Here is a 12,324-nt window from a genome sequence, read left to right as displayed (position 1 = left end):
AAATCTTATGATGGCGAATTGGCTTGCTCTTATTGTTAAAATGTTAATATGTAAAGAATAAGTAGTTAAAATGTATAACTGCTAAAGAGCGAGGAGAACAATGTCTGAAACGCAAACTTTGTTACGGAACTTTGGTCATGTATATGACAATCCTGTGCTGCTGGATCACAGCGTAACTGCACCAGTTACAGAAGGGTTCAACGTTGTATTAGCTAGTTTCCAGGCACTGTACTTGCAGTACCAAAAGCATCATTTTGTAGTTGAAGGCTCAGAATTTTACTCTCTGCATGAGTTTTTTAACGAAAGCTACAACGAAGTACAAGACCATATCCATGAAATTGGAGAACGCTTGGATGGACTAGGTGGTGTCCCAGTAGCGACCTTCAGCAAATTAGCAGAATTAACCTGTTTTGAGCAAGAATCTGAAGGTGTATATTCCTCCCGCCAAATGGTGGAAAATGACTTAACTGCAGAACAAGCCATTATTGGTGTAATACGCCGTCAAGCTGCTCAGGCAGAGAGTTTAGGCGATCGTGGTACACGCTATCTGTATGAAAAGATTTTGTTGAAAACCGAGGAACGTGCTTATCATTTGTCCCACTTCCTCGCCAAAGACAGCTTAACCTTAGGATTTGTCCAAGCTGCTCAAAGCTAAAACTCTCATAATCTAGATTTGTCTACCTAGACTGAAAAAAAAGTTGGCAGCACTAACTTTTAAAAGATTATAAAAAATGGCAGAGAATGGTATCCTTATCTCTCTGCCATTTTTAATCTAAGTAAACATAATTATGATAATATTTAAGGTTGAAAATCTTTAGCAATTAGCTAGTTAAGATAAACTTTTATCTAAGGAATCTATTGTGTACTAAATAAACTTATAGATATATACCACAATAAATCCCCAGTTGTTCCAAGCTCTGTCAGTTTAAATAATAAAGATTCCCAAAAGCTTAATAAATTTAAGCATGACAATTAAATAAAAAGCTTAATAAATATAAGCATGAGAATTAAATAAAATTAAAAATACAAAATAATCGTTGGGTATAGGGCATAGGGCATTGTTATTCTTTTCCTGCTCCCCTGCTCCCCTGTTCCTTCATTTCCTCCAGTCCCCTCTGTGTGATCAAACTTAGAAAACTTAATAATAAAAAGGACGACAAGGGGTAAAGACCCTTAAAATAATCAGGATTTGTATTCTCGTATTCCAAGGCAACTACTATGCCCCGCCGTGACGACCTCCGGAAGATTCTCCTGTTAGGCTCTGGTCCAATTGTGATCGGACAAGCCTGTGAGTTTGACTATTCTGGCACTCAAGCCTGCAAAGCGCTCCGAGAAGAAGGCTATGAAGTGGTTTTGGTCAACTCCAACCCTGCAACGATTATGACCGACCCGGAAACAGCCGATCGCACTTACATTGAGCCGCTGACTCCGGAATTGGTCGAAAAAGTCATCGTCAAAGAACGCCCTGATGCTCTACTACCAACGATGGGAGGACAAACCGCCCTCAACATCGCTGTTGCTTTAGCCAAAAATGGGGTGTTGGAAAAGTACGGCGTTGAGTTAATCGGCGCTAAATTACTAGCCATCGAAAAAGCCGAAGATAGAAAACTTTTTGGTGAGGCCATGGCAAGAATTGGGGTAGCTGTGTGTCCCAGCGGCACAGCCGAATCTTTGGAAGAAGCTAAAGCTGTTGCCCGCCAAATTGGTACTTATCCCCTAATTATTCGTCCAGCTTTCACAATGGGTGGAAGTGGCGGCGGTATTGCCTACAACCAAGAAGAATTTGAAGAAATGGCACAGGTAGGTATAGATGCCAGTCCGGTTTCGCAAATTCTCATTGACCAGTCTTTACTCGGCTGGAAAGAATATGAACTTGAAGTGATGCGTGACTTGGCAGATAACGTGGTGATTATCTGCTCCATCGAAAACCTTGACCCTATGGGCATCCACACCGGGGACTCGATTACTGTCGCTCCCGCGCAAACCCTCACTGATAAAGAATATCAAAGGCTGCGGGATATGGCAATTGAAATCATCCGCGAGATTGGTGTGGAAACTGGCGGTTCTAATATTCAGTTTGCTGTTAATCCGTTTACAGGGGATGTGGTTGTAATTGAGATGAACCCCCGCGTTTCCCGCAGTTCAGCTTTGTCTTCCAAAGCCACGGGTTTCCCGATCGCCAAAATGGCAGCAAAATTGGCTGTGGGCTACACACTGGATGAAATAAAAAATGACATCACTAAGAAAACTCCCGCGTCCTTTGAGCCGACAATTGACTATGTGGTGACCAAAATTCCCCGCTTCGCCTTTGAAAAGTTCCCTGGCTCTGACCCAGTGCTGACAACCCAAATGAAGTCAGTCGGGGAAGCAATGGCAATTGGGCGGACTTTCAACGAATCCTTCCAAAAGGCGCTGCGATCGCTAGAAACAGGACGTGCTGGTTGGGGTTGTGACAAAGCCGAAAAATTACCCAGTGGTGAACAAATTCGCGCCCAACTGCGGACACCTAACCCCGATCGCATTTTCGCCGTGCGCCATGCTTTGCAGCAAGGGATGACCATTGAGGAAATCTACGAACTCACTGGTATTGACCGATGGTTCTTAGATAAATTTCAGCAACTGCTAGATGTCGAAAAATTCCTGAAGCGGACACCTTTGCAGCAATTGACAAAAGAGCAACTTTATGAAATTAAACGGGACGGATATAGTGATCGCCAGATTGCCTATGCTACCAAAACCACCGAAGATGAAGTTCGCGCCTACCGCAAACAACTAGAAATAATCCCAGTTTACAAAACTGTAGATACCTGCGCCGCTGAGTTTGAAGCATTTACCCCCTACTACTATTCTACCTACGAAGAAGAAACAGAGGTCTTGCCAGCAACCAAGCCAAAAGTATTGATTTTGGGTGGTGGCCCCAACCGCATTGGGCAGGGAATTGAGTTTGATTATTGTTGTTGTCACGCCGCCTATGCTTTGAAAAAAGCGGGGTATGAGACGATTATGGTCAACTCTAACCCAGAGACAGTTTCCACAGATTACGATACCAGCGATCGCCTTTACTTTGAACCGTTAACAAAAGAAGATGTTCTTAACATCATCGAGACTGAAAATCCAGTCGGGGTAATTATCCAGTTTGGCGGGCAAACACCGTTGAAGTTGGCTCTCCCGTTACAAGAATTTCTTAGCAATGACACCTCAGAACTGATTACTAAAATTTGGGGTACATCACCAGATTCCATCGACATGGCAGAAAACCGGGAGCGGTTTGAAAAGATTCTCCAACAGTTAAATATTGCCCAACCGCCCAATGGTATTGCGCGGAGTTACGAAGATGCGCTGATTGTCGCCAAACGCATTGGCTATCCGGTGGTGGTGCGTCCCAGCTATGTGTTGGGGGGACGGGCGATGGAAATCGTTTATTCTGATGCTGAATTGGAACGCTACATGACCTTTGCGGTACTAGTGGAACCAGAACATCCAATTTTGATTGATAAGTTTTTGGAAAACGCAATTGAAGTGGATGTAGATGCGATCGCCGATCATACAGGACGGGTGGTGATTGGTGGTATTATGGAACACATCGAACAGGCTGGAATTCACTCAGGAGATTCCGCTTGTTCTTTACCTTCCATTTCCCTATCACCAGCAGTTCTTAATCAAATTCGCACTTGGACGGTGCAGCTAGCACAAGCGCTGTCAGTCGTGGGGTTGATGAATATCCAATTTGCCGTTGTTGGTGCAAGCAGCTATTCTCCCCAAGTTTATATTCTGGAAGCCAACCCCCGCGCCTCCCGCACAGTCCCATTTGTTTCTAAAGCAACGGGCGTACAGTTAGCGAAACTAGCATCCTTAATTATGTCGGGTAAAACCTTAGAGGAGTTACGCTTTACGGAGGAAGTCATCCCCACACATATTGCTGTAAAAGAAGCAGTATTACCCTTTAATAAATTCCCAGGAACTGATACAATATTAGGCCCAGAAATGAGATCCACTGGTGAGGTGATGGGGATTGACAGCGACTTTGGCCGGGCCTTTGCCAAAGCAGAAATGGGTGCTGGGGAGCGTTTACCACTGACGGGAACTGTATTTGTATCAATGAGCGATCGCGATAAAGCTGCTGCTGGTGCTGTGGTGAAGGAATTTATCGATTTGGGCTTTAAAGTGATGGCTACACTTGGTACACGCCGAATTCTTCTCGAACAGGGATTAAATATTGAATTAGTGTTAAAACTCCATGAAGGTCGTCCCCATGTCCTAGATGCAATCAAAAATCAGAAAATCCAACTTATTATCAACACACCTTCAGGGGAAGAAGCCCAGACTGATGCTAGGTTAATCCGCCGCACAGCCTTAGCTTACAAAATTCCCATCATTACCACCATCGCCGGTGCAAAAGCTACTGTCGCCGCCATTCGTTCCTTACAAAATACAACTTTGGACGTAAAAACCATCCAAGATTACTGCACGATTCTAAGGCAGTAGGAACCGGGGACACTTCGACAAGCTCAGTGTATCACTGGGGACTGGGGACTGGGGACTAGAAAAAAGTTTTTTAAATACTCAATACCTAATATCCAATGCCCAATTCCCAATCCCCAATACCCAATATTCAATACCTAATACCCAATCACCAGTCCCTAGTCCCCACTTCCAGCAAAAATTAAGCAATTGTTATAAGAGAATGACTATACTTCTCATTGAGATACTTTAACAAATATGAGGAAAATTATTTGAACTAGATAATTTTTGAAATTGACTTTAGTCAGCCTTAAGAAAAAGGGCGACATTGCATGAACTGGAACAGCCAGGAAATTTAATGTAGCCATATAGCCAAAACATTCTCATAAATGTTACAATTGTTAATAAGCCTCCAATAGAAAAATGTTTAAGAAGCTACCTTTTATCTAACTGTAGATACTTGTAAAAACTAGGAAATAACTGTAATTTTTAGCAGTTAAGAGGCCTAAATTTGATTATTATGAGCGCTACGTGTTTATCGGGCGCGTAAATTGCAAACCATAGCATGGGTTCCCAGTCTGACTGGGTAGCACCCTAATAAAGCATCTATCCCTTAATGACCCTACCGCCAAACCCATCATTACCAAAGAGTAGCGCCATGAAGACCGCTCAGACAGCCACAGACCTCGTGCGGACTTACCTGCGTGAGATTGGCCGTGTGCCACTCTTAACCCACGAGGAAGAGATTTTCTATGGTAAACAGGTGCAACGTTCCTGCGCTTTGCACGAATCAAGGGAATCTCTTGCTACCCAGTTAGGTCGTCAACCGACTTTAGAAGAGTGGGCTAAAGTGACAAAGCTAGAACCAGCAGAGTTGAACGAAGCGATCGCTGATGGTGAAATTGCCAAGCGCAAGATGGTAGAAGCCAATTTGCGGCTGGTAGTGTCCGTTGCCAAAAAGTACATAAAGCGCAATGTCGATTTACTCGACTTGATCCAAGAAGGTAGTATTGGTATGCAACGGGGCGTAGAAAAGTTTGACCCCACCAAAGGGTACAGGTTTTCTACCTATGCCTATTGGTGGATTCGGCAAGCGATAACTCGTGCTATAGCTGAAAAAGCTCGCACCATTCGATTACCTATCCATATAACCGAGAAGTTAAATAAGATTAAAAAAGCACAGCGTCAATTGTCTCAAAAATTGGGACGTGCTCCTACAGCTGGTGAGCTAGCTCAAGAATTAGAATTGACCCCCAAACAAGTACGAGAGTATTTAGAAAAGGCACGTTTGCCCCTTTCCTTGGATTTGCGGCTTGGTGATAATTACGACACAGAACTCGGAGAAATGCTGGAAGATCCAGGAGCATCTCCGGAAGAGTTTGTCATGCAATCTTCCCTATCTTATGACCTAGATCGGCTGATGGGTGATCTTACTGCACAACAAAGGGAAGTGATCACGCTGCGCTTTGGCTTAACTGATGGGCAAGCCCTGACGCTGGCTAGAATCGGTGAAATACTGAACATCAGCCGGGAACGAGTCCGGCAAATTGAGCGGGAAGCTTTAACCAAACTTCGCAAGTCTAAAGCCAACATGGATGAATATTTGGCAAGTTAGGAGTAGAGACGCGATTAATCGCGTCTGTACAGGAGTTATGAGTTTTTAATTAACTCCTCATTCCTGACTCTATTTATTGAGGTGAGAAAATACGCTGACTTTAGTACGGTTACACCTACTTTTACTCTTACGCTAGGCTGTTACATTAGTTAACAGGAAGACAAAATAGCTAGCTAAGTCAAATCCAAAACAGGCATTTAGTATTTAAATCACAAGCACCGCAGCTAGCAGTGATAATTAAGGAGTTAAAAAATGAATAACCCATCCAATCGTGTCTCAGAATTTTTCAATAGCGAATCAGAAACTAGCGATTTACTATGGCAGTACGTTAAATCCTTGAATCCAGAAACAGTTACCCAACTATCCAAACCCACGTCTGCCGAAGTGTTTCAGGTGATGGAACGGAATATTACAGGACTATTGGGTAATCTACCTTCAGAACATTTTGGCATCAGCGTAACCACCAGTCGGGAAAGTCTGGGTCGGCTTCTGGCTTCTGCTATGATTAGTGGTTATTTCTTGCGTAACGCTGAACAGAGAATGAATTTTGAAATCGCCCTACAAGGATCTGAAACCAACAACAGCGAAGTTGACTAGATATATAAAATTTGGGCAATTCAATATTGTTGGGCTGATAGCAAGTCACAGTTATGGCGATACGAATCGAAAATAAGCCTCTGCGAAATCTTTGCCCTAATTCCCAATCATGTATCAGCTAAATTTTTTGAAAATATCCAAAATAGTGACGAATTAAGGTTGAAATTTAAACGCATAGGCGCTTCGCCTTCCTGCAAGGTAAAAGCGCAGATGTAGGCGCACAGTGACGCGAAGTTTTTGGATTTGGTTATCTGTGAACTCCCGTAATTTGGTGATTAGCTCAATTAGAGGGATATTTCTAAATGATTAATACACATTTGTAGATAAACTAACAGCTGTAGACGACCTTCGCAATAAATCTAAACTCGGCAGAGTTAAAACTAGTCTGCCGAGTTTTGTTATTAATCATTAGTCTTAGTCTTCCTAATCTCCCCCTCTTGTCAATCAACTATGAGTGAAACCAGTTCTTTCCTACCCCATAAAATCATTGGTGTTGCAGTAATTTGGAACGGCCAAGAGCAAATTTTAATTGACCGCCGTCGTCCAGAAGGAGCAATGGGTGGTTTGTGGGAATTTCCTGGTGGTAAAATTGAACCTGGTGAAACTATCCAAGAGTGTATTCAACGGGAAATTTCCGAAGAACTGGGAATAGTAATTGAAGTAGGAGAGCATCTGATCACTATTGACCACACCTATACAGACTTGCGCGTTACCCTCACAGTACATCACTGCCGTCATCTTACAGGTGTTCCCCAACCTTTGGAATCTGATGAAATTCGCTGGGTAACCTTAGAAGAACTGGAGCAGTTTACTTTTCCTAAAGCAAATACTCAAATTATTGCTGCCTTAAAAGGGACTGGGGACTAGGGAGCAGGGGGAGCAGGGGAAGCGGGGAAAGCGGGGAGAGAGTTATTTAACTTTTGACTAATGACTAATGACTAATCCCGTAACAATCTATTAATTGCATCAGGTTGAGTCCCGCAATTTTCTACAATAAGCGCAGGGACTTTGAATTAAAGGTGTCAGCAAACAAATGCCTAAAACCGTTGCCGATGTGATGAGCCGCGATCCAATTGTCGTTCGGACAGAAACTCCACTTAACGAAGCTATCCAAATTCTTGCAGAACGTCACTTCAGCGGACTACCTGTTGTGGATGATGTCGGTAAATTGGTGGGCATTATCTCAGAAACCGATTTGATGTGGCAAGAAACTGGTGTTACTCCACCTGCGTACATTATGTTTCTTGATAGCGTTATCTATTTAAAAAATCCTGCTACATATGAACGTGACTTGCACAAGGCACTAGGGCAAACTGTTGGAGAGGTGATGAGTAAAAACCCGATCAGTATTTCCCCTGATAAAACTTTAAGGGAAGCCGCTACAATTATGCACGATCGCAGCGTTCATCGCTTGCCAGTACTTGACAGCACAGATCAAGTAATTGGTATCCTCACTCGTGGTGATATTATTCGGGCAATGGCAGCAAGTCAAGATTAGTCATTAGTCATTAGTCATTGGTCATTGGTCAAGAGTTTTATGACACTTGGCTGTTGTGTTGACTTTTGACTCTTTTTTTAAACTTTTGAAAATCAAGGATAACTAAATGAGTATTAATCCGGAGTCTGTTAAGCAATTGCTCAGTTCTGAGGATTTAGGCGATCGCTTACGTGCAGTAAATCAAATCCGCCAATTGGAACCTGCGATCGGTTTTGAATTAATTCAAAGTGCTATTGGCGATAGCAATTCTCGTGTCCGTTACTCGGCGGTGAGTCAAATGGATACACTTGGAACGCAGGATTTACAGTTATCTTTGGATATCTTGCGCGATCGCTTACTTCATGACTCCGAAGTAGATGTACAAGCAGCAGCAGCAGACTGTTTGGGTGCTCTTAAATTACATGAAGCTTTTGAAGACTTGCAACAGCTTTACCATACAACAGATGAATGGCTGATACAATTCAGTATCATCGCCACATTAGGAGAGTTAGGCGATCCACGAGCCTTTGAACTACTCAAACAGGCGCTCTCATCAGAAAACGAATTAGTCCAAACTGCTGCGATTAGTTCTTTGGGTGACTTGGGAGATTTACAAGCAGTTCCCCTGTTGGCTCCCTATGCTACTAATCCAGATTGGCAAATTCGTTACAGACTTGTACAAGCCTTGGCTCGTTTGGGTAATAGTGCAGAAGTCAAATCTATATTAGAAACTCTGGCTGATGATGAAGTAGAAGCGATCGCCAATGAAGCCAAACAATCTTTGCAGTCAACTTAAATATGTATACGTTCAGGGAATTTTACCCTTAAATAGGCTTGTCTACCAGTATAAAAAAATTCGATCTGGTTATTAGAATATTGCATTCCAGCCAGATCGAATAGATAAATTATGGTGACTTTTAGTTATTAAAACTTAGTTACTAAAAGTCACTTCTTGATATTTCAAATAAGTCTATTGAACAACACTTTTACGGCGGCGAGACATAACCATGCCAGCACCAACTAATCCTAAACCTAATACTGTAGCTGGCTCAGGAACAGTAGCAAAGTACAAACTAGAATAAGTTGCTTTGACTGCTGTATTTGTACTCCAATTAGCTTTAATACTATCGATTGTACCTCTTGCTTGTAAGGTAAAAATTCCTTGCCCTTGGGATAGGTCGCCGAGTGCACTCTTAAAGAATCCGTAAGTTATAACGTCTATAGAAACGAGGTTTGGGTTGGCTTGGGTCAGTTTGTATGTAGCAGAAGTTACATTAAAAGTATTCAAGCCATCACCAATGGTAGCAGCATTAGTACCCAGATCAAGGAATGGGTTAGTTGCTGATGTGGAAGTAAAACTGAGAATATTGCCTATTGCACCTTTAGTAAAAGCACTGAACTCACCAGTAGTCAAATCAGGATCAGGGCTAATAGTAAATGTATTTGGAGTATTGAAGGTAAGAGAATCTGCTAGCAAACTAGCAGTACCATCACCTGTCAAAGAAAAATCACCCGTTAATGCAACTGCTTGTGCAGAACCAGCAGAGGTAAACAACCCAGCGGTAGCTAAAGGGATTGCAGCAGTAACAGCTAGAGTTGCATTTAGTAATTTAGATTTAAAACTAATCATTGTCGTTTGAGGCTCCTAATAATAACCTTAAATTAGAGTAATTGGTTTACTTTTAATATCAGTAATTTATGGAAAATACTGTCAGTGAAAGCGAAACTTGCGTGATGTATTTCTTATCTCCATAAAATCACATAGATTTGGAGCCTGCAATATTTACTGAGTGGTCTTCATCACATCTTCAACACATTGTTATCCTTCATGAAATTTTAATTACTTACATATCTGCACTTCTTATATCTTTCATTGCATAAGGTTTAAATTGTTGACAATAGCTTTGACTTGAAAAAAGGTAATTACCGTATAAACACTAAAATAGCAGTTAAATGTTTTATACTTAAATTTACCTAACCATATTTTAAAAAAATGGAGTATGCAGTGTATCTATAATCTCTCTAGTTACTAATAATATTTAACGAAACGGTTCCTCTTGTAAAATAAATGGGAGGAACCACTGTATTTGTTTACTATCGATAGTCTTTGTGAACTAATTGAATGTGTGTAATAAATAGCTTGACTGCTAGCTATTACCGCTGTTCTCAAATGTGTCAGACTTTGGAAATGCTAGGAGCCAAATACCTGTGGCCAAGTTGTCACAACGAAAACTACAACTGCTGTGATCGCCAACAACCCTTGAATCAAATTTCCAACCAAAGACCCGACTACAATTCCTATGCCCGCCTTAACCGCCAACCCGAATTCACGTCGGTAAAGGTACTCACCAATAATTGCTCCCAAAAGCGGTCCTAATAAAATTCCTAACAATGGGCCCCCAAAAGGCAATGTTGGCAATAATCCCAAAAATCCCACGACCAAACCAACAATTGCGCCAATTTGCCCCCACTTGCTAGCTCCAGCTTGTCTTGCTCCCACATAGCTAGCTAAAAAATCCACTACGACACTAAGCAGTAAAACTATAATTGTCACAATTAGTGGAATCTTGATAGCTGCAAAGGAACTACTAACGATTCCCCAAACGATAATTGCAATTAAAATTAAGCTGCTACCAGGAATGGCTGGAACTACAGCACCGATAACACCCACAACCATTACGGCAATTAATAGCCAATAAATAATTTGCATAGATAAAATTGTAAATTTCCAAATCCGAGTCAGTTAGTCATCAGGAGGGGTGCACAGCTAGCTGTGCGCCCTTTCTGTATATTCTATCTGCGCCAGATGGTGACAAATGCCTAGTACCGCAAGGCAGAAGTTAAAAGTCAAAAGTCAAAAGTCAAAAGAATTGTATTCCGGGCTTTTGTGCCATTTTGTAGACGCAAAGCGGCTTCCCGGAGGGTATGGTCTGTTTATTTACGCCGTGCTGTAATAAACTTTACCTTAACCAAATATGATTTTCTAGTTCAATCTGGTAAAATCTGTCTCTAGCTCGCTCTTGGCTCGTCTTGGTAATTGTCGGTAGTGGGGATTAATTCAGTTGCTGGGCAAATACAATTTACACTGTTCAAGAAACTGAATAGCAAGCGCCTTACTTGCGGTTTGTTTACTACCCAACCCCCTAACCACAGGCGTAGTGAAAGCACAAGCCGTTCGTACTGAGTAACTGAACTTCCCAAACACTCCAAGACAAAACTCAAAACTAATGACGAGAAAACTATTAACTGGACTGAGTTCAGCAGCCTACGAACACCCTTTTGATCGCAAAGCCTTGGCTTCTTTGCAAAATATGCCTGGTGTCTCCCTGCTACTCAAAAAAATTAATGAATACGGCATCGATCGCCTACTCAGGCTGCAAAGTCTTGGTAGTGAAATTAGAATTTCGCCGCGTAATTTTCCCCAATTGCATCAGACATTTATAGAAACCTGCCAAATTCTTGATGTTGCTCCACTTCCTGACCTGTATCTGTTTCGAGGCACAGGTCACATTCAAACCTACATTATTGGGGTGGAAAAACCCCTTGTCGGTATCAATTTAGATGCAATGGAGTGGCTTGACGCGGATGAGTTGCTTTACATTTTCGGACACGAAGTTGCTCGCATTAAAAGTCAGCATATGGTGTATCACCAAATGGCAATTGTTATGCCAACTTTGAAAAATTTGTTGAGCAGTTCCACACTGGGAGTAGGTGGCTTGGTAGCTAGTGGAATGGAACTGGGTTTGTATAATTGGCGGATGATGGCTAAATTCACTGCTGATCGGGCTGGTTTGCTGGCTTGTCAGGATATTAACGTAGCAACTACTACACTGATGAAACTCGCTGGTTTACCAGAGGAATACTTAACTACTGCTGTAATCGAAGATTTCCTCCTCCAAGCCCGTGAGTTTGCATCTAATAGCTTTGATACTGTTGATAAGGTCACCAAAATATTAAGCTATACAGAACTTGGGCTTTCCTGGGTAGTTATGCGGGCTGGCGAGTTATTGAAATGGGTTGATTCAGGAGAATATGAGAATGTAATTCAACTGAAAAATTTCAAGACACCGGATGAACCCGAAGAAAAAGAAGGAGAGACACCGGAAGAAAAGGAAGGGTGGAATTTTTTGACTTCTTGGTGATTAAATAATTCGTAATTCGTAATACTCGCCTC

10 protein-coding genes are annotated in these 12,324 nt (G+C 42.1%); 8 read left to right on the top strand and 2 right to left on the bottom strand.

Annotated features, from left to right (window positions below; genetic code table 11):
- Positions 1-100 precede the first annotated feature (100 nt).
- From V7L29_RS01755 to nblB, 7 genes are all read left to right on the top strand, one after another.
- Positions 101-655 (top strand): Dps family protein, encoded by a 555-nt coding sequence (locus tag V7L29_RS01755; RefSeq protein WP_334688980.1) that lies wholly within the window; start codon positions 101-103, stop codon positions 653-655.
- Between the two features lie 563 nt (positions 656-1,218).
- Positions 1,219-4,485 (top strand): carbamoyl-phosphate synthase large subunit, encoded by a 3,267-nt coding sequence (gene carB / locus V7L29_RS01750; protein WP_334734338.1) that lies wholly within the window; start codon positions 1,219-1,221, stop codon positions 4,483-4,485.
- Between the two features lie 634 nt (positions 4,486-5,119).
- Positions 5,120-6,076: an RNA polymerase sigma factor, RpoD/SigA family gene (locus V7L29_RS01745; protein ID WP_334688978.1), complete on the top strand. Its 957-nt coding sequence runs from the start codon at positions 5,120-5,122 to the stop codon at positions 6,074-6,076.
- Positions 6,077-6,328: 252 nt separating this feature from the next.
- Positions 6,329-6,673 carry a DUF760 domain-containing protein gene (locus V7L29_RS01740; protein ID WP_334688977.1) on the top strand — a complete coding sequence of 115 codons (345 nt, stop codon included), beginning with the start codon at positions 6,329-6,331 and terminating at the stop codon, positions 6,671-6,673.
- A 450-nt stretch (positions 6,674-7,123) separates the two neighbouring features.
- On the top strand, positions 7,124-7,540 hold the full coding sequence (gene mutT, locus V7L29_RS01735; RefSeq protein WP_334688976.1) for an 8-oxo-dGTP diphosphatase MutT: 417 nt from the start codon (positions 7,124-7,126) through the stop codon (positions 7,538-7,540).
- 166 nt (positions 7,541-7,706) lie between these two features.
- Positions 7,707-8,171 (top strand): CBS domain-containing protein, encoded by a 465-nt coding sequence (locus V7L29_RS01730; RefSeq protein WP_334688975.1) that lies wholly within the window; start codon positions 7,707-7,709, stop codon positions 8,169-8,171.
- Positions 8,172-8,277: 106 nt separating this feature from the next.
- On the top strand, positions 8,278-8,946 hold the full coding sequence (gene nblB, locus V7L29_RS01725) for a phycobilisome degradation protein NblB (protein ID WP_334688974.1): 669 nt from the start codon (positions 8,278-8,280) through the stop codon (positions 8,944-8,946).
- A gap of 174 nt (positions 8,947-9,120) precedes the next feature.
- Here the strand turns inward: nblB and V7L29_RS01720 are convergent, their stop codons facing one another.
- Complete coding sequence (locus tag V7L29_RS01720) at positions 9,121-9,780, bottom strand: PEP-CTERM sorting domain-containing protein (protein WP_334734337.1); 660 nt, start codon at positions 9,778-9,780, stop codon at positions 9,121-9,123.
- A 561-nt stretch (positions 9,781-10,341) separates the two neighbouring features.
- On the bottom strand, positions 10,342-10,860 hold the full coding sequence (locus V7L29_RS01715; protein WP_334734336.1) for a DUF456 domain-containing protein: 519 nt from the start codon (positions 10,858-10,860) through the stop codon (positions 10,342-10,344).
- 517 nt (positions 10,861-11,377) lie between these two features.
- Here V7L29_RS01715 and V7L29_RS01710 point away from each other — a divergent pair.
- Positions 11,378-12,292, top strand: a complete 915-nt coding sequence (locus tag V7L29_RS01710) for a M48 family metallopeptidase (protein ID WP_334693476.1) — start codon at positions 11,378-11,380, stop codon at positions 12,290-12,292.
- Positions 12,293-12,324 lie beyond the last annotated feature (32 nt).

It is taken from the genome of Nostoc sp. (genome assembly GCF_036916575.1).
Classification (GTDB): domain Bacteria; phylum Cyanobacteriota; class Cyanobacteriia; order Cyanobacteriales; family Nostocaceae; genus Nostoc.
The sequence above is the reverse complement of the archived record's forward strand: the minus strand, read 5'-3'. Positions and strand labels throughout refer to the sequence as shown.

Bases quoted from the DNA above. Each gene is read 5' to 3' on its own strand.
- V7L29_RS01755 (WP_334688980.1), top strand. From the start codon at position 101: ATGTCTGAAACGCAAACTTTGTTACGGAACTTTGGTCATGTATATGAC.
- carB (WP_334734338.1), top strand. From the start codon at position 1,219: ATGCCCCGCCGTGACGACCTCCGGAAGATTCTCCTGTTAGGCTCTGGT.
- V7L29_RS01745 (WP_334688978.1), top strand. From the start codon at position 5,120: ATGAAGACCGCTCAGACAGCCACAGACCTCGTGCGGACTTACCTGCGT.
- V7L29_RS01740 (WP_334688977.1), top strand. From the start codon at position 6,329: ATGAATAACCCATCCAATCGTGTCTCAGAATTTTTCAATAGCGAATCA.
- mutT (WP_334688976.1), top strand. From the start codon at position 7,124: ATGAGTGAAACCAGTTCTTTCCTACCCCATAAAATCATTGGTGTTGCA.
- V7L29_RS01730 (WP_334688975.1), top strand. From the start codon at position 7,707: ATGCCTAAAACCGTTGCCGATGTGATGAGCCGCGATCCAATTGTCGTT.
- nblB (WP_334688974.1), top strand. From the start codon at position 8,278: ATGAGTATTAATCCGGAGTCTGTTAAGCAATTGCTCAGTTCTGAGGAT.
- V7L29_RS01720 (WP_334734337.1), bottom strand. From the start codon at position 9,780: ATGATTAGTTTTAAATCTAAATTACTAAATGCAACTCTAGCTGTTACT.
- V7L29_RS01715 (WP_334734336.1), bottom strand. From the start codon at position 10,860: ATGCAAATTATTTATTGGCTATTAATTGCCGTAATGGTTGTGGGTGTT.
- V7L29_RS01710 (WP_334693476.1), top strand. From the start codon at position 11,378: ATGACGAGAAAACTATTAACTGGACTGAGTTCAGCAGCCTACGAACAC.